This is a genomic window from Curtobacterium sp. MCBD17_021, assembly GCF_003234525.1.
In the GTDB taxonomy this organism is placed as follows: domain Bacteria; phylum Actinomycetota; class Actinomycetes; order Actinomycetales; family Microbacteriaceae; genus Curtobacterium.
Map to the genome: position 1 here is coordinate 230,314 of NZ_QKTS01000001.1, position 23,012 is coordinate 253,325.

The following is a 23,012-nucleotide window of genomic DNA, read 5'->3' on the forward strand; positions in this document are numbered from 1 at the left end:
CGTCAGGCGATCAGCGCTTCGAGAACTGCGACGCCTTGCGGGCCTTCTTGAGACCGGCCTTCTTGCGCTCGATGACGCGGGCGTCACGGGTGAGGAAGCCGGCCTTCTTGAGGGTCGCGCGGTTGTTCTCGCGGTCGATCTCGTTCAGGGTGCGGGCGATGGCGAGGCGGAGCGCGCCGGCCTGACCCGAGGGGCCGCCACCCGTGATGCGGGCGGTGACGTCGTACGAGCCGAGGAGCTCGAGCACCTTGAACGGGTCGTTGATGAGCTGCTGGTGGAGCTTGTTCGGGAAGTAGTCCTCGAGCGTGCGGCCGTTCACCGAGAAGGTGCCGGAGCCGGGGACCAGGCGGACGCGCGCGATGGCCTCCTTGCGGCGACCGACGGCACCGCCCGAGACGTTGAGGATCTGACGGGGAGCGGCCTCGGACGCGACGGGCGCGCTCTCGGTGGTGAAGCTCTCCGGGGTCTGGTCGATGGAGTCAGCGATCTGAGCCATGAGTGTTTTCTCGTTCCTGGAAGTCGTCGTGGCCGCTGTTACTGCGAGACCTGGTCGAAGGTGTACGGCTTGGGCTGCTGCGCCGCGTGGGGGTGCTCAGCGCCTGCGTAGACCTTGAGCTTCTTGAGCTGCTCGCGACCGAGGGTGTTCTTCGGCAGCATGCCGCGGATCGCCTTCTCGACGGCGCGGGTCGGGTGCTTCTCGAGCATCTCCGGGTAGCTGGTGGCGGTGAGGCCGCCCGGGTAACCGGAGTGGCGGTAGTACACCTTCTTGGCGAGCTTCGACCCGGTCAGGGCGACCTTGTCGGCGTTCACGATGATGACGTAGTCACCCATGTCCATGTGCTGGGCGAAGGTGGCCTTGTGCTTGCCGCGGAGGAGGGCGGCGACGTGCGAAGCGAGGCGGCCGAGCACGACGTCGGTCGCGTCGATGACGATCCAGTCGTGCTGGACGTCTGCCGGCTTCGGGGAGAACGTACGAGTCACAGGAGTGCTGCTTTCGTGTCGAGGTGAGGAGTCCGTGAATCCCGCTCCGGTGGGCGTTCCCGCGGGCAGATGCCCGGTGAACGACCCGGTGGAGGGCCCATCTGACTGCCTGGCGCAACAGAGCGCGCAGGCCAAGGTGAGAGCCTAGCGGACGCGGATCACGTCGGTCAACCGCGGGCAGACCCGCATGCACCACGGACGGGAGGCGCGCTGCGGGTCGGACCCGCAGCGCGCCTCCCGGCGGTGGTCGTGTTCAGGGCAGGCTCACTCGGCGCTGCCACCCGTCGTCCGGCGGCGACGGAGGGCGAGGAGCCCACCGCCGGCGGCCAGGAGGGCGAGTGTCGCCGCCAGTCCCGCACCCAGCTCCGCACCGGTGAAGGCGAGGTCGCCGTCGGTGCTCGGCGTACCGCCCGCACCCGGGGTCACGCCGACGCCACCGGCGACCGGGGCCGGGGTCGGTGTCGCGTCGTCCGCCTCGGGTGCCGGCGTGGGCTCCGGCGTCGGGTCGCCCGGCACCTCGGCCGCGCTCAGGTCGAACCCGACCAGGATCGGGTCGTGGTCGCTGGCGCGGTAGACGTCGTCCTCGTACAGGTCGGAGACGTTCACGTTGTACCGGCTGTACTCCAGGCCCACCGACTCGGTCGAGTTGATGTTCCAGATGTCCACGCCGGTGACCGACTCGAGCGCGGCCTGCGATGCCAGCACGTGGTCGAGGGACCCACTCAGACCGCTGAACACGTAGGAGTACTCGTCCTCGTCCTGCGCCGGAGCGAGGTCGGTGTACCCGGCGTCACGGAGCACCACCATCGGGTCCTCCTCGCTGTACGCGTTGAAGTCACCGATGAGGAAGGTCTTGTCGGTGCCGTACTGCTCCTGCATGGCGGTGGAGAAGGTCGCGAGGGCTCGCGCCTGTCGTACGCGGTCGGCGTTGGAAGCGCCCTGGCCGTCACCCTGGTCGGCGTTCTCGCCGGTGCCCGAGCCCTTCGACTTGAAGTGGTTCGCGATGACGAGGAAGTCGTCCTCCGCGGTGCCGCCGACCGGTCGGAAGGCGTCGGCGACGGGCTGGCGTGCGTTCGTGAACGCCGGGTCGATGAGGATCGTCGACTCGCCCGTGGGTGCGACCCGGTCCTTCTTGTAGATCAGGGCCAGGCGGATGACGTCCTCGCTGGTCGGTACGACGGACGGCGACTCCGCGTACGCCCAGGTGTCGGTCCCAGTCGCGGCGTTCAGCGCGGCCACGAGCGTGGCGACCGCGGCGTCCCGGTCCTGCCCGAAGGCCGCCGAGTTCTCGATCTCCTCGAGCGAGACCACGTCGGCGCCGAGGGCGTTGATCGCCTTCACGATCTTCACCTGCTGGCGGTCGAGGTCCTCCTGCTCGGCGGCACCGCGGGCGTCACAGCCGGAGTTCACCGTGATCGGGTCCCCCGCGCGGTCCCGGTAGTACGTGCACCCGGTCAGCTCGTCACCGGTCGTCGGGAAGTAGTTCAGCACGTTGAACCCGGCGAGCGTGAGGTCCCCGCCGACCGCGGCGGGCGCCGGGGTACGGACGTCCGAGAACGACGCGGGCAGGTCGGCCGCCGGGGTGGCGCCGGTGACCGGCGTCGTCGGCTGGAACTTCCAGGCGTTGTTCCGGTAGTCGAGGACCACGGGATCGGTGAACGTCGTGGTGGCCCCGACCGTGATCGGACCCGCGTTCGTCAACCACGGGACCGGGATCCCGCGGGCGGCCTGGTCCTGGTCGTCGCGGGGCAGGAAGTTCGTGCCCGCGCCGTCGTCCAGCGTGACCTTGCGGACCGCGTTGTCCGCGGCGACCGCAGCGGCCTCAGCGCTGCCCGGACGCGCGACCTCGGTCGGCTGCAGGAGCCGGCCGGCGCCCGTGGCCAGCGCGATCTCGCCGTACTGGTTCGTCGTGTAGTTGTCCGCGACCGTGTAGTCGCCCTGCGGCAGGACGAGCATGCTCTCGAGCGCTTCGCGCTCGGCGTCCGAGCGGGGGAACGCGACGGCTGCCGGCTGCGGCGCGACGGCGGGCGTGGTGAGCACCCGGAGTCCGGCGGCACTCGGGACGGTGAGCTCGGTCAGCCCGTTGAACTCCGAGACCGCGCCGGTGACCTCGACGTGGTCACCGATCGCGACCCGGCCGACGGTGGCCGCAGAGTAGACGAAGAGCCCGTCGGACGCGGTCCGCGTGGCCGCGGCGCCCACGCCGGGCGTGCCCGGCGTCTGGATCGTGTAGCCGTTGAGGCCGCCGCTCGCGTACACCGCAGTCACGACGCCGCTCGTGGTGACCGTCCTGCCGACGAGCGGCGAGGTGTCGGTCGTGCCCTGGACCTCGGGGATGGTCGCGGCGACCGCAGGGGTGGCGGGCGGTGTGGTGCCGCCGTCGCCCGGCGTCGGTGCGGACCCGCCGGTCGCGGTCTCGCCCTTCGCGTTGCGCGGGGTGATCGTGGTGGACAGCGTGAAGTCCGTTCGGTTGACGTCCGAGTCGGCGCCGCTCGTCGCGCGTGCCAGGGCGTCCGGTGTGGAGTTCGCTCCCGCCGGGTTCGTCGCCGCGGCCGTCTCGAACGTGTTCGACGTCCCGTAGCCGAGCAGGTCCACCACACCGGGGGTCCCGGCGGGCACGGTGCCGGCGGGCAGCGTGAGGGCGGTGGCCCGGTCGGACAGCACGAGGGTGCCGGCGCTGCCGGACGCGTTGAGGGTCGACACCACGTCCGGCGTGGGCAGAGCCGCACCGGCCGTGCCGTTCGAACCACCCTGGACGAGGAAGGTCCCCTTCGCCGGGACGGTGCCCGTCAGGGGCACCACCGTGCTCGCGGCACCGGTGCTGGTCGCCGAGCGGTACTGCAGCGACCACCCGTCGACCGACACGGCGGTGTCGGTCGGGTTGGCGATCTCGACGAACCGGTTCGCGAACGGCTGGTTCGTGCTGCCGCCCTTGAGGTACGCCTCGGAGATGACGAGTCCGGTGCCCGCGGGGTTCGCGGTCGCGGCGGTGACGGTGACGAGCGGTGCGGCGATCAGGGTCGCGGCAGCCGTGGCGCACAGCAGGGTGCGTCCGACGGTTCGTTGCATGAGGACCTTCGGTTCGTGGTCGGGAGGGATCCCGACGACCGTACGGTCCTGCACGGGCGCACAGGTTACGAGCGGGTGAACCTTCCCCCCGGACGAGGGTCGACCACCCGTTCCGCACGGCCGCACACACGCCGGTCACCCCTGGATCGGAACCCACTCCGACCCGACCCGGTGCACCGCCGGACCGTGCCCCGGCAGCACGATCGCCGGGTACGGCAACACCCGCGCGGACTCCACGGCGAGCGCCTGGTCCGCCGTGAAGAACGGCGTGATCATCCGCGGCCGGGGCGCCCACGAGGCCGGTTGGGTGTCGTGGTGGGTGACGACGGCGTCGCCCGTGACGATCGCGTCGGCGGCCGGCAGCAGGTACGCGGTGGACCCGGCGGTGTGTCCGGGCGCGGGCAGCGGGGTCATCGCGCGACCGTCGAAGTCCCGCGCGGTGAACGCCCGGGCGGACGGCACGGTGGTCGGCCGGAGCGCGTCCGAGGCGATCGCCCGCCCGAGCCACCGCAGCACCCGGGGAGCGGCGAGCCGTCCGCCGATCTCCGCGGGGGTGACCTGCTGGCGCCCCGGTCCACGGACGTTGGCGAGTTCGTCGGCGTGTGCGAGGACCTCGACGTGCGGGTGGCGCTCGAGGATCCCGGGCAGGCCCCCGACGTGGTCGACGTGTCCGTGGGTCACGTAGACGCGGCGGAGGTCGTCGAGGTCGTGCCCGGCGAGCAGCACGCTGTCGAGCACGAGGTCGGTGTCGGCCGGGTACCCGGCGTCGATCAGGGCGACGCCGTCCTCCTCCGCCAGGACGACCCAGTTCGAGACCGGCCCCTCGACGAAGACCACACCGGGTGCGACGGAGACGACGGAGCGGGGAGTGCGAGGAGCCATCCCCCGACGCTACCGCCCGAGGTCGGCCTGGAGGTCGCCGGGCCGGTGCCCCTCGGCGTCGCGACGCGCGCGCGTCTGCTCGGCACGGGCCTCCAGGGCGTCGTCGTCCGGGTACCCTACCTCGGTGAGGGTGAGTCCGCGCGCCGGTGCCACCGTGAACGCGCTGGTCCGCTCCTCCGCGATCCGCAGGTCGTCGAGCTGGTCCGGCGTCAGGCGGCCCTCGCCGACGGCGAGCGTGCCGCCCACCATCGCACGCACCATCGAGTGGCAGAACGCGTCGGCCTGGAGGCTCGCCACCAGCACGCCGTCCGGCTCGCGGTCCCAGCGGAACTCCTGCAGGGTCCGGATGGTGGTCGCGCCATCGCGCGGCTTGCAGAACGCCGCGAAGTCGTGCAGCCCGAGCAGCCGCAGCGCCCCGCGCTCCATGGCCGCCTGGTCGAGACGCCCCGGGTACCAGGTCGTGTGCCCTCGTCGGAGTGGGTCGCGGGGGGCGTCGAGGTCGGCCACCCGGTACCGGTACCGCCGCCACACCGGGGAGAACCGCGCGTCGAACCCGGCTGGCGCGACGGAGGCGCGGGAGACCACGACATCGCCGTCGGGGCCGGCGAGTCCGTTGAGTCGTCGGACGAGGCCGGCGAAGGGGTCACGGACGGTGCCGTCGGCGCTGGGGCGCTTCGGCCTCGTCAGGGCGGCCCACTGATCCGGGCTGAGGTCGAGGTGTGCGACCTGCCCGGTGGCGTGCACGCCGGCATCGGTGCGGCCGGCGACCGTCAGCTGCGGCGGTTCGCCCCACCGGCCGAAGACGGTGGCGAGGGCGGCCTCGAGCGCGCCCTGCACGGTGCGGAGGCCCGGCTGTCGGGCCCACCCGGAGAACGCGGCTCCGTCGTAGGCGATGTCGAGCCGCAGCCGCACGCCGGCCTCGCCCTCGGTCCGGCCGGTCTCGCTCACACCTCCACGGTACCGATGTCCGCGCCCTCGGCCGGTCCGCGCCCTCGGCCGGTCCACGCCCCGCGGACGGCGGGCCCTCGGCGCGGACGATCAGTCCGACGGGCCGCCGCGCCCGGGTCGGTGCCCTCGCCGTCGGGCGAGCCGGTCGTGGAGGCTCGTGGGCCGCGGCGGCTCCGCCGGGCCGGTCTCGGTGTCGGCGTCATGGGTCGCCCGCCGCTCCGACTCCACGATCCCGCGGAGCGCCACCAGGGCCGTCGACGTCACCGCGACGTCCGACGGCTTCTCGCGGGAGGCGTCCAGCGCGTGTTCGAGTTCGGAGATCGCCCGGTCCCCCTCGTCCGGCGGGTGGTCACCGCGGACCATCGCGGCGACCTGCCGGATCGCCCGCACGAGCGGTGTCGTGAACGCCTCGTCCGGCCGGCCGAGGTTCGACGAGACCGGACCGGACCGGGCCACGAGCTCGGTGAGGTCCGTCGTGTACCACGCGACCCGCTCCAGTGCGCGGAAGCGGGCTCCGTCGCGCTGGAGTCGAGCACGGGATCCCCGCAGCGCTCCCCTGGGGTTGATGCGCCGGCTCTCCTGCGCGATCGAGACCCGGCTCCGGACGTCGGCGATCGCCCGGTCCAGGCGGTCCTGCGCCTGGTCCCACGCCCGCTCGTCCCGCCCGCCCTGCTCGAGCACGTCCGCGAGGCCGTCCAGGTGCACGGCCAGCACGCTGTTCACCTGGTCGATGCGCCGCTCGGCATCCCAGAAGTGCAGGGGCGGGAACACGAGGAAGTTCACGAGCAGCCCGACCACCACGCCGACGGCCATCTGCACGAGGTACCCGAGTGAGTAGCCCTCGGCGTGGGCGCCGCCGACGAGCAGGACGAAGAGCGCCGCGGTCGAGACCCAGGAACTGCCCTCGCCGAGGATGCGGAACCCGCCGACCAGCACGCCCACGCCGACCGTGATCGCCACCGCCAGGACCCCGGGGTCGCCGACCCACATCGTGAAGGCGGCGACGGCGATGCCGAGGGCGATCCCGACGAGGGTCTGCAGCCCACTCCGGAGCCCGGCGAACACCGTCGTCTGCATCGCGACCACGGCACCGAGGGGAGCGTAGTAGGGGTACTCGGCGGCCACGCCCGGCACGTTCTGCGCGACGACCCACGCGAGCGTCGCCGCCGCTGCTGCCTTCGCGGCGTGCAGCAGTCGGGGCTGCGTGCCGGAGTTCCGGCTCCACCGCCACAGGCGGGTGCCGACACCGGCGACGTGCTGGAACTGCATCGTGCTCTCGTCTCGTCGGCCGTCACGATCCGTGACGGGCGCGTACCGGGCCTCCCAGGCCTCCCGGGCCTCCCGGGCACCTCGCGTCCGGTGGACGGTGTCCGGCCCGAAGCAGGAGGGCCCCCGCAGCGAACGCTGCGGGGGCCCTCCTGACCTGCGGTGTGACTACTTGGACTCGTCCGCGGCGTCGTCCGACTTCGCGGCGGCGTCGGCCTCGACCTCTGCGGCAGCGTCGGTCGTGGTCTCGTCGGCGACCGGGGTCGACTCCTCGGTGGTCTCGGTCTCCTCGACCGGGGCGGCCGTGGTCTCGTCGGACGTGGTGTCCTCGGCGACCGGCGCAGCCGCGGCCGGGGCCGCATTGCGCGTGACGGGGGCCGGCGTGCTCGAGACGGGCTCGAGGACGAGCTCGATCGAGGCGAGCGGCGCGTTGTCGCCCTTGCGGAAGCCGAGCTTCGTGATGCGGGTGTAACCGCCCTGGCGGTCCGCCACCTGCGGCGCGATCTCCGTGAACAGCGTGTGCACGACGGTCTTGTCGCGCAGGGCCGCGATCACGCGACGACGCGCGTGCAGGTCGCCGCGCTTCGCGAACGTGATGAGGCGCTCGGCGACCGGACGGAGGCGCTTGGCCTTCGTCTCGGTCGTCGTGATGCGACCGTGCGTGAAGAGGGCGTTGGCGAGGTTGCTCAGGAGCAGGCGCTCGTGTGCGGGACCGCCACCGAGGCGGGGGCCCTTGGTGGGCTTCGGCATGTCAGTTCTCCAGTGGTGATGGTGGTGCGCCCCGTGTCAGGAGCGCGTGCGCGTCAGCGCGAGGTCAGTTGCTGGACTCGTCCTCGTCGTACCCGCTGTAGAAGTGGGCACCGTCGAATCCGGGGACGGTGTCCTTGAGGGACAGGCCGAGCTCGGTGAGCTTGTCCTTGACCTCGTCCACCGACTTCTGACCGAAGTTGCGGATGTTCATGAGCTGCGTCTCCGACAGGGCGACGAGCTCGGACACCGTGTTGATGCCCTCCCGCTTGAGGCAGTTGTAGCTGCGCACCGACAGGTCGAGGTCCTCGATCGGGGTCTGCAGCTCGTTCGAGAGCACGGCGTCGACCGGCGCGGGGCCGATCTCGATGCCCTCGGCCGCCGTGTTGAGCTCGCGGGCGAGCCCGAACAGCTCGACCAGCGTGCGACCGGCCGACGCGATGGCGTCGCGCGGCGTGATCGCGGGCTTCGACTCGACGTCGACGACCAGGCGGTCGAAGTCCGTGCGCTCACCGGCACGCGTCGCCTCGACGCGGTAGGTGACCTTGAGCACGGGCGAGTAGATCGAGTCGATCGGGATCTGACCGGCCTCGCTGAACTCCGAGCGGTTCTGGGTCGCCGAGACGTAGCCGCGGCCACGCTCGATCGTCAGCTCCAGCTCGAAGCGCGCGGAGTCGTTCAGGGTCGCGATGACGAGGTCCGGGTTGTGGATCTCGACACCGGCCGGGGCGGAGATGTCCGCCGCGGTGACCTGCCCGGCACCCTGCTTGCGCAGGTACGCGGTGATCGGCTCGTCGTGCTCGCTCGAGACGACCAGGCTCTTGATGTTCAGGATGATCTCGGTGACGTCCTCCTTGACACCGGGAACGGTGCTGAACTCGTGGAGGACACCGTCGATGCGGATGCTCGTGACGGCAGCACCGGGGATGGACGAGAGGAGCGTGCGGCGCAGCGAGTTGCCGAGGGTGTAGCCGAAGCCCGGCTCGAGCGGTTCGATGACGAAGCGCGAGCGGAACTCGGAGATCGACTCCTCGTTCAGGGTGGGGCGCTGTGCAATGAGCACTGTGGAATTCCTTTCGGCGAAGTGTCCGCTATATGACACTTGGCGGTACGACGGAGCCGGCCGGGCCCCGACGGGTCTGTTTCAGTTGTGATCACGCGCACAGGAGTGCGCGATCGAACGACCAGGAATGGCCGACCCCGCTCGTCCCGGTCAGGGAACGAGCGGGGAACGGCCGGTTGCTCCTCGCGTCAGACGCGGCGGCGCTTCGGCGGGCGGCACCCGTTGTGCGCCTGCGGCGTGACGTCGTTGATCGAGCCGACCTCGAGGCCAGCGGCCTGGAGGGAGCGGATCGCCGTCTCGCGACCCGAGCCCGGGCCCTTGACGAAGACGTCGACCTTCTTGACGCCGTGCTCGGCGGCCTGACGGGCAGCCGACTCGGCAGCGAGCTGCGCCGCGAACGGCGTCGACTTGCGCGAGCCCTTGAAGCCGACGGCGCCCGAGGACGCCCAGCTCAGGACGGCACCCGACGGGTCGGTGATGCTGACGATGGTGTTGTTGAACGTGCTCTTGATGTGGGCCTGGCCCACGGCGACGTTCTTCTTCTCCTTGCGGCGCGGCTTGCGCGCGGCGGTCTTGGGGGTAGCCATCGTGATCTCCTATCGAGCCTTCTTCTTGCCTGCCACGGTGCGCTTCGGGCCCTTGCGGGTACGAGCGTTGGTCTTGGTGCGCTGACCGCGCACCGGGAGACCACGACGGTGGCGGAGACCCTCGTAGCTACCGATCTCGACCTTGCGGCGGATGTCGGCGGCGACCTCACGGCGGAGGTCACCCTCCACCTTGAAGGTGCCCTCGATGTAGTCGCGGAGGGCGACGAGCTGGTCGTCGGTGAGGTCCTTGACGCGGATGTCGCCGGAGATGCCGGTCTCCGCGAGCGTCTGGACGGCGCGGGTACGGCCGACCCCGTAGATGTAGGTGAGTGCGATCTCCACGCGCTTCTCGCGCGGGATGTCGACGCCTGCTAGACGTGCCATTGTGCTGGCTGCTCCTGTTGTCGATGGAGGTGTGGCGCAGTACCGGTGCCCGGGCCTCCGTCCCGAGGTGTCCCCCGCCCGCCGGAGCGGATGGGTTCTGGTACTGCGTTGTCGATCTTCAGTTGTGGGTCGTGCTCGAGCCGCTGGCAGTCTCCGACTGGCGGCCCCGGTCACGCGGGAGGGACTAGCCCTGACGCTGCTTGTGACGCGGGTTGCTCTTGCAGATCACCATGACGCGGCCCTTCCGGCGGATCACTCGGCAGTGCTCGCAGATGGGCTTGACGCTGGGGTTGACCTTCATTGTTCGTTCCTCGTGCTCGCTGGCTTCGTGCTCGGCGGGTTCGCCGGGCCGTTCCTTTCCAGCTCGCGGATCACTTGTAGCGGTAGACGATCCGGCCGCGGGTCAGGTCGTACGGGCTCAGCTCCACGATCACGCGGTCCTCGGGGAGGATGCGGATGTAGTGCTGGCGCATCTTCCCGGAGATGTGCGCGAGGACCTTGTGTCCGTTGGTCAGCTCAACGCGGAACATCGCGTTGGGCAGAGCTTCGAGCACCGAGCCCTCGATCTCGATGACGCCGTCTTTCTTGGCCATAGCCTCACTGTCGCTTGGTTGGATTACCGGTGTGATCCCCGAGCCGGTCTGCGGGTCGGGCGCCACGCCAGAGGGCATGGCACACCAAAGATCGATCTTATGTGGTAGACCGCGGATTGCCAAGTGCGGGCTCCATTCGGAGCGGCGCGGCCACCCCAGTGCAGGGGACGGGCGTCCCGGACCGGTGCGCAGATGCGCTGTTCGACAGCGATCCCACGGCCGCAGCGGTGCCGCAGCAGAGCCCGGAGCCGTACGGTGACGGGAGCAGTCACCGAAGGAGGACCACCGTGCCCGACGCCACCGGCCGCGAGCGCCCCGTCGCACGCCACGGCCGACTCCCCCGCCGCCGCGGCTGGACGACCCTGTTGTCCGTCGTCGCCTCCGCCGCCGCGGTGCTCCTCGTCAGCGGCACGAGCGTGGCCGCGATCGCCGGCGCGCAGCTGGCCGCGGCGCCCCGGACGGTGCAGCTCAGCACCGATGACCAGAGCACGGCGGAGACCGCCGACGTCACCGCCATCGAGGGCGGCGCGAACATCCTGCTCATCGGCAGCGACACCCGCGTCGGCCAGTTCGACTCCGACGAGGACGTCGAGGGCGCCCGCAACGACGTCACGATGCTCGTGCACGTGTCGGAGGACCACCAGCAGCTCACCGCGGTCAGCCTCCCCCGTGACCTCATGGTGCCCATCCCGGCGTGCACGAACCCCGAGACCGGCACCACCTACCCCGCCGCCGAGTCCGCGCAGTTCAACACCGCGCTCGGCAACGGCGGGGTGTCCTGCGTGGTCGACACCGTCGAGAACCTCACCGGCCTCACCGTCCCGTACGCCGGACTCATCACCTTCGACGGGGTCATCGAGATGTCGAACGCACTCGGAGGTGTCGACGTGTGCGTCGCGACCCCGATCGACGACACGTTCACCGGCCTCCACCTGACCGCGGGCGCACACTCCCTGCAGGGTTCGGACGCCCTCGCGTTCCTGCGCTCGCGCCACGGCGTCGGCGACGGCAGCGACCTCGCGCGCATCAGCTCGCAGCAGGTGTTCCTCTCGGCCCTCCTCCGCCAGGTGACCGCGGACGGCACACTCTCGAACCCGATCACGCTCTACAAGCTCGCCGGCGCCGCGCTCTCCAACATGGCGCTCTCGGACGGGCTCGCCCAGACGCGCACCCTGGTCGGACTCGCGTCGACCCTGCGCGGCATGAGCACCTCGAGCATGCTGTTCGTGCAGTACCCCGTCATCGACGACCCGGCCGACACCGCGCGGGTCATCGTCGACGAGGCGAACGCCCACACGTTGAACGTGGCCCTGCAGACCGACGAGCGGACGACCCTCAGCGACTCGTCGACGGGGCGGGCGTCCCAGGAGTCGTCGGACGCCGAGAGCACCGCTCCGTCCGCGACGCCGGCGCCGTCCGACACCACGCCCCCGGCGGACACCGTGGGTCCGTCGACGAGCCCCTCGCAGACACCGGGCGGGCAGACGACCACCACGAGCAGCCCGTCAGCGACACCGCTGCCCTCCTCGATCACGGGGCAGAGCGCGGCGGAGGAGACCTGCTCCGTCGGCAACTGACGACACCGACCGCGCGCCGGATGCGACGTCCACCGGCACGGACCTGCCGGTCTTCGGCGGGAGCCGGCCGAGGCGAGCCTGCGCCACGAGACGCACGGCACACTGCGACCTGCTGAGGGGCCTCCCGTCACCGACTCCGACCGGGACCGGGACCGCGAACGGGCCAGGGGACCGAGGACCGGAACCGGGACCGGCAGCTGGAGCGGACCGGGCGGACTGGAGGCCCGGCGCACCGGACCGGCACCGGTGCCACCCCGCACGGCACGAGCACTGATCCCCGCCGGTGGCGGTGGTGCTCGCCCTACGGCACCGGGACCGGGACCGGGGTCACTCCCAGGGGCGCGAGCGCCGCTGCGCCACCGTCGGCGGCCGTCAGCACCCAGATCCCGTCGGCGTGCACCGCGACGCTGTGCTCCCAGTGGGCTGCGTCGGACCCGTCGAGCGTCCGCACCGTCCACTCGTCGGCGTCCGTCGAACTGTCGATCGTGCCGGCCGTGACCATCGGCTCGATGGCGACCGCGAGACCGGGCTGCACGGCGGGGCCGGCGCCACGGACGCGGTGGTTGAACACGGGCGGCTCCTCGTGCATCGAGCGCCCGATGCCGTGACCCGTGTAGTCCTCGACGATGCCCCACGCACCGGTCTCGTCGATGGCGTCCTCGACGGCCGCCCCGACCTCGTGCAGGTTCTTCGCGTGCGCGAGCGCCGCGACGCCGTGCCACAGCGCACGCTCGGTGGTGTCACAGAGCTTCTGCCGGGCGTCCGTCACCGCGGGGTCGCCACCGGGCACGACGACCGTGAACGCGCTGTCGCCGTTCCACCCGTCGACCTCGGCTCCCGCGTCGACCGACACGATGTCCCCGGCCTGCAGCACCCGCTCCCCGGGGATCCCGTGCACGATCTCGTCGTTCACCGAGACGCAGAGCGTGTGGCGGTAACCGGGCACGAGCTGGAAGTTCGGGACGCCCCCGCCGTCACGGATGGTGCGCTCCGCGATGGCGTCGAGCTCGCCGGTGGTCACCCCGGGACGGATCGCCGCGCGGACGGCGTCGAGGGCCTGCGCCGTGAGGAGGCCCGGGCGCACCATGGCGCTCAGTTCCTCCGGCGTCTTGTAGATCGAGGGCTTCCGCCGTCGCACCGGGTCGACCTCGGTCAGACGGCGGCGGGGAGGCCGCGCGACGTCAGGGCGTCGGCGATGCGATCGCCGACCTCGTCCACGCCGCCGAGCGCGTCCACGTCGACCACGAGGCCACGCTCCTGGTACACGGCGACGATCGGCGCGGTCTGCTCCTGGTAGACCTGCTGCCGACGACGGATCGTCTCCTCGGTGTCGTCTGCACGGCCCTGCTCCTGCGCCCGCTGCAGCAGCCGGTCGACGAGGGCGTCCTGGTCGGCGACGAGCTGGACGACGACGTCGAGGGCGTCTCCCTGCTCAGCCAGGAGGCCGTCCAGGTACTCCACCTGGGCCACGGTCCGGGGGTACCCGTCGAGCAGGAAGCCGTGCTCCGCGTCGGACTCGGCCAGGCGGTCCCGGACGAGTTCGTTCGTCAGGTCGTCCGGCACGTACTCGCCGGCGTCCATGAGCGCCTTGGCACGCTGTCCGAGCGGCGTCCCCTCGGCCACGTTCTTCCGGAAGATGTCGCCGGTGGAGATCGCGGGGATCGAGAAGGTGGACGCGATCCGTCCGGCCTGCGTGCCCTTCCCGGCTCCGGGAGGTCCGACGATGATGAGGCGTGCGCTCAACGGAGAAGCCCTTCGTAGTGACGTTGCTGCAGCTGCGAGTCGATCTGCTTCACCGTCTCGAGGCCGACACCCACGATGATCAGGATGCTGGCACCGCCGAACGGGAAGTTCTGGTTCGCCCCGAACAGCGCCAGTGCTGCGAGCGGGATGAGCGCGATGAGACCGAGGTAGAGCGCACCGGGCAACGTCACCCGGGTGAGGACGTAGTCGAGGTACTCGGCGGTCGGACGTCCGGCACGGATGCCCGGGATGAACCCGCCGTACTTCTTCATGTTGTCGGCGACCTCTTCGGGGTTGAAGGTGATCGCGACGTAGAAGTACGTGAAGCCGACGATGAGCAGGAAGTACAGGACCATGTAGAACCAGTTGTCGCCCGAGGTCAGGTTGCTCTGGATCCAGGTCACCCACGGGGCCGGCGCGCTGCCGTCCGAGGGCTGGTTGAACTGGGCGATCAGCGCCGGCAGGTACAGCAGCGACGACGCGAAGATGACGGGCACGACGCCGGCCATGTTCACCTTGATCGGGATGTACGTGTTGTTGCCGCCGTACGTGCGGCGCCCGACCATGCGCTTGGCGTACTGGACCGGGATCCGCCGCTGCGACTGCTCGACGAACACGACGGCCATCATGATGACCAGGCCGACCAGGATGACGAAGAGGAAGAGCTCGAAGGACTGCGACTGCTCGATGGCCCAGAGCGCCGACGGGAACTGGGCGGCGATCGACGTGAAGATGAGCAGCGACATGCCGTTGCCGATGCCGCGCTCGGTCACGAGCTCGCCCATCCACATGATGAGGCCGGTGCCGGCGGTCAGCGTGATGACCATCAGGAGGATGGCGTACCAGCTGTCGTTCGAGATGATCGACGTGCAGGACGCCGACGCGCTCGTGCCGAAGAGGGCACCAGAGCGGGCGACCGTGATCAGGGTGGTGGACTGCAGCACGCCCAGCGCGATGGTGAGGTAGCGCGTGTACTGCGTCAGCTTCGCCTGACCGGACTGACCCTCCTTGTAGAGGGAGTCGAAGTGCGGGATCACCACGCGCAGGAGCTGCACGATGATCGACGACGTGATGTACGGCATGATCCCGAGCGCGAAGACCGAGAGCTTCAGGAGCGCGCCGCCGGAGAACAGGTTGATCAGGTCGTACAGGCCGCCGGAGGACGACGCGGACGCCAGGCAGGCCTGCACGCTGGCGTAGTCCACGAACGGTGCCGGGATGTACGAGCCGAGGCGGAACAGCGCGATGATCGCGAGGGTGAAGCCGATCTTCTTCCGAAGATCTGGGGTGCGCATGATGCGCGCGACCGCTCTGAACACGAGTTACTCCGAACTTCTGTGACCGGTTGACCGGTCGAGCCGGGCGAGGTCGCCCGTGGCCGGAAGCGCCGACCCCGTGGCCCGGCACGCACGTCGAACGACGCCGTGTTCCGGACCTGCCATCAAGGAAACCGTAACGGCGGCCCGCGCGCAATGCGCGGGCCGCCGCCGACGGGGACTACTTGGTGACGGTGCCGCCCGCCGCCACGATCTTCTCCTCGGCCGAAGCCGAGACCTTGTCGACCGTGACCGTGATCGCCACGCTGATGTCACCCTGACCGAGAACCTTGACCTTCTCGTTCTTGCGGACGGCGCCCTTGGCGACCAGGTCCGCGACGGTGACGTCGCCACCGTTCGGGTAGAGCTCCGCGATCTTGTCCAGGTTCACGGGCTGGTACTCGACGCGGAACGGGTTCTTGAACCCGCGGAGCTTCGGGGTGCGCATGTGCAGCGGCATCTGCCCACCCTCGAAGCCGACCTTGACCTGGTACCGGGCCTTCTGACCCTTGGTGCCACGGCCGGCGGTCTTGCCCTTCGAACCCTCACCACGACCGACACGGGTGCGGTCCTTCTTGGACCCCGCTGCCGGACGAAGGTGGTGGACCTTCAGGATCTGGACGCGCTCGTTCTTCTCGTCGCTCATGCGTCGACCTCCTCGACCTTCACGAGGTGCGCAACCGTCGCGATGTACCCGCGGTTCTGGGAGTTGTCCTCACGCAGGACCGTACGGCCGATGCGCTTGAGACCCAGGCTGCGGAGCGTGTCGCGCTGGTACTGCTTCTCGCTGATGACGGACTTCGTCTGCGTGATCTTCAGCATCGCCATCACGCACCTGCCTTCTCGTTCGCAGCCGTACGTGCGGCCGCCTCGGCGTGCAGCAGACGGGCCGGGACGACGTGGTCGACGGGCAGACCACGACGGCTGGCGACGGCACGCGGCTCTTCGAGCTGCTTGAGCGCCGTCACGGTCGCGTGCACGATGTTGATGGTGTTCGACGAACCGAGCGACTTGCTCAGGACGTCGTGGATGCCGGCGCACTCGAGCACGGCGCGGACCGGACCACCGGCGATGACACCGGTACCGGCAGCGGCCGGACGCAGGAGGACGACGCCAGCGGCGGCCTCACCCTGCACCGGGTGCGGGATCGTGTTGCCGACGCGGGGGACGCGGAAGAAGTTCTTCTTCGCCTCCTCGACGCCCTTCGAGATGGCGGTCGGGACCTCGCGGGCCTTGCCGTAGCCGACGCCCACCAGACCGTTGCCGTCACCGACGACGACGAGGGCGGTGAAGCTGAAGCGACGACCACCCTTGACGACCTTGGAGACGCGGTTGATGGTGACGACGCGCTCGAGGAACTGGCTGTCGCCGCCGCGACCGTTGCGGTCGTTGCCGCCACGGCCACCCTGCTGACGGTCACGCCCGCCACCGCTGCCGCCACCACGACGGCCACGGTTGTCGACGGAGTCGCGGTTGTTCGATGCCGAACCCGCAGCGGTCTCGACGGGACGCTCGACGACCGGGACGTCGGGCTCCTTGGCCGCGGGGGCCTTCGCCTCGGTGGTCTCGGCGTCGGTCGTCTCGACCTCGGTCGTGGCCTCGGCGTCGTCGTTGGTGTTCGCGATGTCGCTCACAGGTTCAGCCCTCCTTCACGGGCACCATCGGCGATCGCGGCGACGCGACCGGCGTACTTGCTACCGCCGCGGTCGAAGACCACGGCCTCGACGCCAGCCGACTTCGCACGCTCGGCGACGAGCTCGCCGACGCGACGGGCCTTGGCGGTCTTGTCGCCGTCGAACGAGCGGAGGTCGGCCTCCATCGTCGATGCGCTGGCGAGGGTGTGACCCTTGGCGTCGTCGATGACCTGCACGAACACGTGACGTGACGAACGGGTGACGGCGAGACGGGGACGGGTCTCGGTCCCGGTGATCTTCTTCCGGAGACGGTTGTGGCGACGCGCCTTGGCAGCCGCCTTGCTCTTGCCTCGAGTACGAGTTCCGATGGCCATGATCACTTACCTGACTTTCCGGCCTTGCGGCGCACGATCTCGCCGGCGTAGCGGACACCCTTGCCCTTGTAGGGCTCGGGCTTGCGCAGCTTGCGGATGTTGGCCGCGACCTCACCGACGAGCTGCTTGTCGATGCCGTTCACGGTGACCTTGTTGTTGCCCTCGACGGCGAAGCTGATGCCGGCCGGCGGGTTGACCGTGATCGGGTGGGAGTACCCGAGCGCGAACTCGAGGTCGCTGCCCTTGGCCGCCACGCGGTAACCGGTGCCGACGACCTCGAGGCCCTTGGAGTAGCCCTGGGTGACGCCGATGATCTGGTTCGCGATGAGCGAGCGCGTCAGGCCGTGCAGCGCGCGGGAGGAACGCTCGTCGTCCGGGCGGCTGACGAGGACCTGGTTGTCCTCGACCTTGGCCTGGATGGGCTCAGCGATGACGAGCGTGAGCTCGCCCTTCGGGCCCTTGACGGCGACGTTCTGGCCGTCGACCGAGACGGTCGCTCCGGCCGGGATGTCGATGGGGAGACGTCCGATACGAGACATGATCGATCACCAAACGTAGGCGAGGACTTCCCCACCCACGCCCTTCTGCTCGGCTTCGCGGTCGGTCAGGAGCCCCGAGGAGGTCGACAGGATCGCCACGCCGAGGCCACCGAGGACCCGGGGGATCTCGGTCGACTTCGCGTAGACGCGGAGGCCCGGCTTCGAGACGCGCTTGATGCCGGCGATCGAACGCTCGCGATCGGGGCCGTACTTGAGGTCGATGGTCAGGGTCTGCCCGACGCGGGCGTCCTCGACCTTCCACTCGCTGATGTAACCCTCGCGCTTGAGGATGTCAGCGATGGTCTGCTTGAGCTTGGAGCTCGGAAGCGAGACGGCGTCGTGGTGCGCCGAGTTCGCGTTCCGCAATCTGGTCAGCATGTCTGCGACCGGATCGGTCATCGTCATGATGCGTTTTCCGTCCTTCGTCCGGTTTCGACACCCGTTCCACGAGTGCCGACCTCGACGATCGATGTGATCCCAGGGCGGTTCCCCGGGATCGGTGTGACTTCGTGCGAGCGGGCCGGAGGAGAGAACTCCTCCGGCCCGCACCGCCCGGAGTAGCTTAGACCGTCTGCTCGGCAGAACGGAACGGGAAGCCGAGCTGGCGGAGCAGCGCGCGGCCTTCGTCGTCCGTCTTCGCGGTGGTCACGACGGTGATGTCGAACCCACGCACGCGGTCGATGCGGTCCTGGTCGATCTCGTGGAACACGCTCTGCTCCGAGAGACCGAAGGTGTAGTTGCCGTTGCCGTCGAACTGGCGGTCGCTCAGGCCGCGGAAGTCGCGGATGCGCGGGAGTGCCAGCGACAGCAGGCGGTCCAGGAACTCCCACGCGCGGTCACCGCGGAGGGTGACGTGCGCGCCGATGGCCTGGCCCTCACGCAGCTTGAACTGCGCGATGGACTTGCGGGCCAGCGTGACCTGCGGCTTCTGACCGGTGATCGCCGTGAGGTCCTTGATGGCGCCCTCGATGATCTTCGAGTCGCGCGCGGCCTCACCGACACCGGTGTTGACGACGACCTTGACCAGGCCGGGGACCTGGTTGACGTTCGCGTAACCGAACTGCTCGGTCAGCGCCGCCTTGATCTCGTTGCGGTACTTCTGCTTGAGGCGCGGCTGAACTTTCTCAGCAGTCGCGGCAGTCGTGTCGGTCATCAGAGCTTCTCACCAGACTTCTTGGCGTAGCGGACGCGGACGGTCTTGGTGACGCCGTCCTTCTCCACCTCTTCGTTGCGGAAACCGACGCGGGTCGGCTTCTTGGTCTTCGGGTCGACGATCGCGACGTTCGACACGTGGATCGGGGCTTCGTGCTGCTCGATGCCGCCGGTCTTCGAACCGCGCTGGGTCTGACCGACGCGGACGTGCTTGGTCACGAAGTTGATGCCCTCGACGACCAGGCGGTCGCCGCGGACCTCGATGACCTTGCCCTGCTTGCCGCGGTCGCCGCCACGCTCCTGCGTGGCACCCGTGATGACCTGGACCAGGTCACCCTTCTTGATGTTCGCCATGGCTTACAGCACCTCCGGCGCGAGCGAGATGATCTTCATGAACTTCTTGTCACGGAGCTCGCGACCGATCGGACCGAAGATGCGCGTGCCGCGCGGGTCGCCGTCAGCCTTGAGGATCACTGCCGCGTTCTCGTCGAACTTGATGTAGGAGCCGTCCGGACGACGGGTCTCCTTCTTGGTGCGAACGATGACCGCCTTGACGACGTCACCCTTCTTCACGTTGCCGCCGGGGATGGCGTCCTTCACCGTGGCGACGATGACGTCACCGAGGCCGGCGTAGCGACGACCCGAGCCACCGAGAACGCGGATGGTCAAGATCTCCTTGGCACCCGTGTTGTCGGCGACCTTCAGGCGGGATTCCTGCTGAATCACTGCTGTCTCCTATTCCGAAGCGGGCCGAGGCCTACTTGGCCTTCTCGAGGATCTCGACCAGGCGCCAGCGCTTCGTGGCGCTGAGGGGACGGGTCTCGCTGATGACGACCAGGTCGCCGATGCCGGCGGTCCCGAGCTCGTCGTGGGCCTTGACCTTCGACGTGCGACGGATGACCTTGCCGTAGAGGGGGTGCTTCACGCGGTCCTCGACCTCGACGACGATCGTCTTGTCCATCTTGTCGCTCGTGACGTAGCCACGACGGGTCTTCCGGTAGCCGCGGGTGACGGCTGCGGAGTCCTTCTCTTCGGTCGCCATCAGTTCTCCTCGGCGGTCTCGGCCTCGGTCGACTCAGCCGGCTTCTCGGCCTTCTTCGACGACTTCTTGGCCTTCGGGGCGGTCTCGACGGGGGCGGGCGTGGCACGGATGCCGAGCTCGCGCTCGCGGAGCACGGTGTAGATGCGCGCGATGTCGCGCTTGACGGCACGGAGACGGCCGTGGCTCTCCAGCTGGCCGGTGGCCGACTGGAAGCGGAGGTTGAACAGCTCCTCCTTGGCCTTCTTCAGCTCGTCAGCGAGACGCTCGTTCTCGAAGGTGTCGAGCTCAGTGGGACGGAGCTCCTTGGAACCGATCGCCATTATGCGTCGCCCTCCTCGCGCTTGATGATGCGTGCCTTGAGGGGCAGCTTGTGGATTGCACGGGTCAGTGCCTCGCGGGCGATCTCGTCGCTCACGCCGGAGAGCTCGAAGAGCACACGACCCGGCTTGACGTTCGCGATCCACCACTCGGGGGAACCCTTACCGGAACCCATTCGGGTCTCAGCCGGCTTCTTGGTGAGCGGGCGGTCCGGGTAGATGTTGATCCACACCTTGCCGCCACGCTTGATGTGACGCGTCATGGCGATACGAGCGGACTCGATCTGACGGTTGGTCACGTAGGCCGGGGTGAGCGCCTGGATTCCGTAGTCACCGAAGGAGACCTTGGTGCCACCGGTCGCCTGGCCCGAACGCTTCGGGTGGTGCTGCTTGCGGTGCTTGACTCGACGGGGGATAAGCATGGTTACGCCTCAACTCCTGCGCCGGCCGGCGCGTCCTGCGGGGCCTGCTGCTCGCGACGGTCGCCACCGCGCTCGTTGCGGTCGCCACGGGGGCCGCCGCCACGACGGTCGCCGCCACGACGCTCCGGGCGGGACGAACGCTGGTTCGCCTGCTCGCGAGCGAGCTCCTTGTTCGTGATGTCGCCCTTGTAGATCCAGACCTTCACGCCGATGCGGCCGAACGTGGTCCGGGCCTCGTAGAAGCCGTAGTCGATGTTCGCGCGGAGGGTGTGCAGGGGCACACGGCCCTCGCGGTAGAACTCCGAGCGCGACATCTCGGCGCCACCGAGGCGGCCCGACACCTGGATGCGGACACCCTTGGCGCCGGCGCGCTGTGCACCCTGCAGGCCCTTGCGCATGGCGCGACGGAACGCGACACGAGCGGAGAGCTGCTCGGCGATGCCCTGCGCGACGAGCTGGGCCTCGGTCTCGGGGTTCTTGACCTCGAGGATGTTGAGCTGGATCTGCTTCTTGGTGAGCTTCTCCAGCTCGCTCCGGATGCGCTCCGCCTCGGCGCCGCGGCGACCGATGACGATGCCCGGGCGTGCCGTGTGGATGTCCACGCGGACGCGGTCACGGGTGCGCTCGAGCTCGATGCGGGCGACGCCCGCGCGGTCGAGGGTCTTCGTCAGGAACTGACGGATCTTGACGTCCTCGGCCACGAAGTCGGCGTAGCGCTGACCCTTCTTCGTGCTGTCGGCGAACCAGTGGGAGATGTGGTCCGTCGTGATCCCGAGACGGAAGCCGTACGGGTTGACCTTCTGGCCCATTACTTGCTCGCCTTCTTGCTCGTCGCGGCGGCCTCGGCCTCATCCGGCGTCGCGAGGACGACCGTGATGTGGCTGGTGCGCTTGTTGATGCGGAAGGCGCGGCCCTGGGCGCGCGGCTGGAACCGCTTCAGGGTCGTGCCCTCGTCGACGTAGACGCTGCTCACGTAGAGGTCGCGCTCGTCGAGGAAGCTGTTCGTCGAGTCCGCCTTGACACGTGCGTTGGCGATCGCCGAGGCGACCAGCTTGTACACGGGCTCCGAAGCGCCCTGGGGGGCGAACTTCAGGATGGCGAGCGCCTCGTGGGCCTGCTTGCCGCGGATCAGCTGGATGACGCGACGGGCCTTCTGAGGCGTGACGCGGATGTGTCGCACGCGTGCGATCGACTCCACCATTTCGTTCCTCCTCTTCGTCGCCGCCTTAGCGGCGACGGCCCTTCTTGTCGTCCTTCACGTGGCCGCGGAAGGTGCGGGTCGGCGCGAACTCGCCGAGCTTGTGACCGACCATCGACTCGGTGACGAACACCGGGATGTGCTTGCGGCCGTCGTGCACCGCGATGGTGTGACCGAGCATGTTCGGGACGATCATCGACCGACGCGACCAGGTACGGATCACGTTCTTGGTGTTGGCCTCGTTCTGCGTGACGACCTTGCGGAGCAGGTGCTCGTCGACGAAGGGGCCCTTCTTCAGACTGCGTGGCATCTTCGGAACTCCTACTTGCGCTTCTTGCCGGCGTTACGGCGACGGACGATGAGCTTGTCGCTCGGCTTGTTGGGCTTGCGCGTGCGGCCCTCGGCCTGGCCCCAGGGGCTGACCGGGTGACGACCACCGGACGTCTTGCCCTCACCACCACCGTGCGGGTGGTCGACCGGGTTCATCGCGACACCACGCACGGTCGGGCGGACGCCCTTCCAACGCATGCGGCCGGCCTTGCCCCAGTTGATGTTCGACTGCTCGGCGTTGCCGACCTCGCCGATCGTCGCGCGGCAGCGGGCGTCGACGTTGCGGACTTCGCCCGACGGCAGACGGAGCTGCGCGTAGGGGCCGTCCTTGGCGACGAGGCGCACCGAGGCACCGGCGGACCGGGCCATCTTCGCGCCGCCGCCCGGGCGGAGCTCGATCGCGTGGATCACGGTACCGACGGGGATGTTGCGCAGCGGCAGGTTGTTGCCCGGCTTGATGTCCGCGCCGGGGCCCGTCTCGACGACGTCGCCCTGCTTGAGCTTGTTCGGCGCGATGATGTAGCGCTTGGTGCCGTCCACGAAGTGCAGGAGCGCGATGCGCGCCGTGCGGTTCGGGTCGTACTCGATGTGCGCGACCTTGGCGTCGACGCCGTCCTTGTCGGCACGACGGAAGTCGATCACGCGGTACTGGCGCTTGTGGCCACCACCGATGTGACGCGTCGTGATGCGACCCGAGCTGTTCCGGCCACCGGTCTTCGGCAGCGGACGGAGCAGGGACTTCTCCGGGGTCGAACGGGTGATCTCGGCGAAGTCGGCGACCGAGGAGCCGCGACGACCGGGGGTCGTGGGCTTGTAGTTACGAATAGCCATGATTTATCCCTCTGGTC

32 protein-coding genes are annotated in these 23,012 nt (G+C 69.6%); 1 reads left to right on the forward strand and 31 read right to left on the reverse strand.

The features are described from left to right. Nucleotides 1-10: 10 nt before the first annotated feature. From rpsI to infA, 12 genes are all read right to left on the reverse strand, one after another. Nucleotides 11-496, reverse strand: a complete 486-nt coding sequence (gene rpsI, locus DEI83_RS01060) for a 30S ribosomal protein S9 (protein ID WP_111079976.1) — start codon at nucleotides 494-496, stop codon at nucleotides 11-13. 38 nt (nucleotides 497-534) lie between these two features. After that, nucleotides 535-981 (reverse strand): 50S ribosomal protein L13, encoded by a 447-nt coding sequence (gene rplM, locus DEI83_RS01065; protein ID WP_111073916.1) that lies wholly within the window; start codon nucleotides 979-981, stop codon nucleotides 535-537. 264 nt (nucleotides 982-1,245) lie between these two features. Further along, nucleotides 1,246-4,050 (reverse strand): ExeM/NucH family extracellular endonuclease, encoded by a 2,805-nt coding sequence (locus tag DEI83_RS01070; RefSeq protein ID WP_111080116.1) that lies wholly within the window; start codon nucleotides 4,048-4,050, stop codon nucleotides 1,246-1,248. A 135-nt stretch (nucleotides 4,051-4,185) separates the two neighbouring features. Further along, a complete protein-coding gene (locus DEI83_RS01075; RefSeq protein WP_111079977.1) occupies nucleotides 4,186-4,932 on the reverse strand; it encodes an MBL fold metallo-hydrolase in 747 nt (248 codons plus the stop codon). Nucleotides 4,933-4,941: 9 nt separating this feature from the next. Then, nucleotides 4,942-5,880, reverse strand: a complete 939-nt coding sequence (locus tag DEI83_RS01080) for a tRNA pseudouridine(38-40) synthase TruA (RefSeq protein ID WP_258371001.1) — start codon at nucleotides 5,878-5,880, stop codon at nucleotides 4,942-4,944. A 90-nt stretch (nucleotides 5,881-5,970) separates the two neighbouring features. After that, nucleotides 5,971-7,149: an aromatic acid exporter family protein gene (locus tag DEI83_RS01085; RefSeq protein WP_111079978.1), complete on the reverse strand. Its 1,179-nt coding sequence runs from the start codon at nucleotides 7,147-7,149 to the stop codon at nucleotides 5,971-5,973. A gap of 165 nt (nucleotides 7,150-7,314) precedes the next feature. After that, entirely contained in the window at nucleotides 7,315-7,896 is a 582-nt protein-coding gene (rplQ, locus tag DEI83_RS01090) for a 50S ribosomal protein L17 (protein WP_111079979.1), read from the reverse strand. Nucleotides 7,897-7,960: 64 nt separating this feature from the next. After that, a complete protein-coding gene (locus DEI83_RS01095; RefSeq protein WP_110824226.1) occupies nucleotides 7,961-8,956 on the reverse strand; it encodes a DNA-directed RNA polymerase subunit alpha in 996 nt (331 codons plus the stop codon). Between the two features lie 188 nt (nucleotides 8,957-9,144). Then, entirely contained in the window at nucleotides 9,145-9,543 is a 399-nt protein-coding gene (gene rpsK, locus DEI83_RS01100; RefSeq protein ID WP_110824227.1) for a 30S ribosomal protein S11, read from the reverse strand. A 9-nt stretch (nucleotides 9,544-9,552) separates the two neighbouring features. After that, nucleotides 9,553-9,927 carry a 30S ribosomal protein S13 gene (gene rpsM / locus DEI83_RS01105; protein WP_110824228.1) on the reverse strand — a complete coding sequence of 125 codons (375 nt, stop codon included), beginning with the start codon at nucleotides 9,925-9,927 and terminating at the stop codon, nucleotides 9,553-9,555. A gap of 184 nt (nucleotides 9,928-10,111) precedes the next feature. Then, nucleotides 10,112-10,228 carry a 50S ribosomal protein L36 gene (gene rpmJ / locus DEI83_RS01110; RefSeq protein ID WP_022903266.1) on the reverse strand — a complete coding sequence of 39 codons (117 nt, stop codon included), beginning with the start codon at nucleotides 10,226-10,228 and terminating at the stop codon, nucleotides 10,112-10,114. 70 nt (nucleotides 10,229-10,298) lie between these two features. Then, nucleotides 10,299-10,520 (reverse strand): translation initiation factor IF-1, encoded by a 222-nt coding sequence (gene infA / locus DEI83_RS01115; protein WP_017885509.1) that lies wholly within the window; start codon nucleotides 10,518-10,520, stop codon nucleotides 10,299-10,301. Between the two features lie 287 nt (nucleotides 10,521-10,807). Between infA and DEI83_RS01120 the strand changes: the two genes are divergently transcribed. After that, nucleotides 10,808-12,097: an LCP family protein gene (locus DEI83_RS01120; protein WP_111079980.1), complete on the forward strand. Its 1,290-nt coding sequence runs from the start codon at nucleotides 10,808-10,810 to the stop codon at nucleotides 12,095-12,097. A 301-nt stretch (nucleotides 12,098-12,398) separates the two neighbouring features. Here DEI83_RS01120 and map read toward each other — a convergent pair whose 3' ends face one another. From map to rplB, 19 genes are all read right to left on the reverse strand, one after another. Further along, a complete protein-coding gene (gene map / locus DEI83_RS01125; RefSeq protein WP_111080118.1) occupies nucleotides 12,399-13,184 on the reverse strand; it encodes a type I methionyl aminopeptidase in 786 nt (261 codons plus the stop codon). 65 nt (nucleotides 13,185-13,249) lie between these two features. Beyond that, a complete protein-coding gene (locus DEI83_RS01130) occupies nucleotides 13,250-13,840 on the reverse strand; it encodes an adenylate kinase (RefSeq protein ID WP_111079981.1) in 591 nt (196 codons plus the stop codon). Further along, nucleotides 13,837-15,159 carry a preprotein translocase subunit SecY gene (secY, locus tag DEI83_RS01135; protein ID WP_110824231.1) on the reverse strand — a complete coding sequence of 441 codons (1,323 nt, stop codon included), beginning with the start codon at nucleotides 15,157-15,159 and terminating at the stop codon, nucleotides 13,837-13,839. Before secY ends, DEI83_RS01130 begins: the two co-directional genes overlap by 4 nt. A 178-nt stretch (nucleotides 15,160-15,337) precedes the next feature. Continuing rightward, nucleotides 15,338-15,802, reverse strand: coding sequence for a 50S ribosomal protein L15 (gene rplO, locus DEI83_RS01140; protein ID WP_110824232.1), 465 nt, complete (start codon nucleotides 15,800-15,802; stop codon nucleotides 15,338-15,340). After that, nucleotides 15,799-15,984 (reverse strand): 50S ribosomal protein L30, encoded by a 186-nt coding sequence (gene rpmD, locus DEI83_RS01145; protein WP_082517835.1) that lies wholly within the window; start codon nucleotides 15,982-15,984, stop codon nucleotides 15,799-15,801. The genes rplO and rpmD overlap by 4 nt, the downstream gene beginning before the upstream one ends. Then, a complete protein-coding gene (rpsE, locus tag DEI83_RS01150) occupies nucleotides 15,984-16,790 on the reverse strand; it encodes a 30S ribosomal protein S5 (RefSeq protein WP_111079982.1) in 807 nt (268 codons plus the stop codon). Before rpsE ends, rpmD begins: the two co-directional genes overlap by 1 nt. Further along, complete coding sequence (gene rplR / locus DEI83_RS01155) at nucleotides 16,787-17,164, reverse strand: 50S ribosomal protein L18 (protein WP_110824233.1); 378 nt, start codon at nucleotides 17,162-17,164, stop codon at nucleotides 16,787-16,789. The genes rpsE and rplR overlap by 4 nt, the downstream gene beginning before the upstream one ends. A gap of 2 nt (nucleotides 17,165-17,166) precedes the next feature. Further along, nucleotides 17,167-17,703 (reverse strand): 50S ribosomal protein L6, encoded by a 537-nt coding sequence (rplF, locus tag DEI83_RS01160; RefSeq protein ID WP_111050814.1) that lies wholly within the window; start codon nucleotides 17,701-17,703, stop codon nucleotides 17,167-17,169. 6 nt (nucleotides 17,704-17,709) lie between these two features. Next, nucleotides 17,710-18,108: a 30S ribosomal protein S8 gene (gene rpsH / locus DEI83_RS01165; RefSeq protein ID WP_110824235.1), complete on the reverse strand. Its 399-nt coding sequence runs from the start codon at nucleotides 18,106-18,108 to the stop codon at nucleotides 17,710-17,712. Nucleotides 18,109-18,265: 157 nt separating this feature from the next. Continuing rightward, nucleotides 18,266-18,856: a 50S ribosomal protein L5 gene (rplE, locus tag DEI83_RS01170; protein ID WP_110824236.1), complete on the reverse strand. Its 591-nt coding sequence runs from the start codon at nucleotides 18,854-18,856 to the stop codon at nucleotides 18,266-18,268. Further along, a complete protein-coding gene (rplX, locus tag DEI83_RS01175; RefSeq protein WP_111073933.1) occupies nucleotides 18,856-19,209 on the reverse strand; it encodes a 50S ribosomal protein L24 in 354 nt (117 codons plus the stop codon). Before rplX ends, rplE begins: the two co-directional genes overlap by 1 nt. Nucleotides 19,210-19,212: 3 nt before the next feature. Beyond that, complete coding sequence (gene rplN, locus DEI83_RS01180; RefSeq protein ID WP_110824238.1) at nucleotides 19,213-19,581, reverse strand: 50S ribosomal protein L14; 369 nt, start codon at nucleotides 19,579-19,581, stop codon at nucleotides 19,213-19,215. Nucleotides 19,582-19,612: 31 nt separating this feature from the next. Further along, nucleotides 19,613-19,897, reverse strand: a complete 285-nt coding sequence (rpsQ, locus tag DEI83_RS01185) for a 30S ribosomal protein S17 (RefSeq protein WP_111079983.1) — start codon at nucleotides 19,895-19,897, stop codon at nucleotides 19,613-19,615. Beyond that, nucleotides 19,897-20,217: a 50S ribosomal protein L29 gene (rpmC, locus tag DEI83_RS01190; protein ID WP_110824240.1), complete on the reverse strand. Its 321-nt coding sequence runs from the start codon at nucleotides 20,215-20,217 to the stop codon at nucleotides 19,897-19,899. Before rpmC ends, rpsQ begins: the two co-directional genes overlap by 1 nt. Then, a complete protein-coding gene (gene rplP, locus DEI83_RS01195) occupies nucleotides 20,217-20,636 on the reverse strand; it encodes a 50S ribosomal protein L16 (RefSeq protein WP_110824241.1) in 420 nt (139 codons plus the stop codon). Before rplP ends, rpmC begins: the two co-directional genes overlap by 1 nt. A 2-nt stretch (nucleotides 20,637-20,638) precedes the next feature. Next, nucleotides 20,639-21,445 carry a 30S ribosomal protein S3 gene (rpsC, locus tag DEI83_RS01200; RefSeq protein WP_110824242.1) on the reverse strand — a complete coding sequence of 269 codons (807 nt, stop codon included), beginning with the start codon at nucleotides 21,443-21,445 and terminating at the stop codon, nucleotides 20,639-20,641. Then, nucleotides 21,445-21,837, reverse strand: coding sequence for a 50S ribosomal protein L22 (gene rplV, locus DEI83_RS01205; protein ID WP_110824243.1), 393 nt, complete (start codon nucleotides 21,835-21,837; stop codon nucleotides 21,445-21,447). Before rplV ends, rpsC begins: the two co-directional genes overlap by 1 nt. A 25-nt stretch (nucleotides 21,838-21,862) precedes the next feature. Beyond that, the gene (rpsS, locus tag DEI83_RS01210; protein WP_017885529.1) at nucleotides 21,863-22,144 is read right to left on the reverse strand and encodes a 30S ribosomal protein S19; all 282 of its coding nucleotides are present in this window, start codon (nucleotides 22,142-22,144) and stop codon (nucleotides 21,863-21,865) included. A gap of 11 nt (nucleotides 22,145-22,155) precedes the next feature. After that, nucleotides 22,156-22,995 carry a 50S ribosomal protein L2 gene (gene rplB / locus DEI83_RS01215; protein WP_110824244.1) on the reverse strand — a complete coding sequence of 280 codons (840 nt, stop codon included), beginning with the start codon at nucleotides 22,993-22,995 and terminating at the stop codon, nucleotides 22,156-22,158. Nucleotides 22,996-23,012 lie beyond the last annotated feature (17 nt).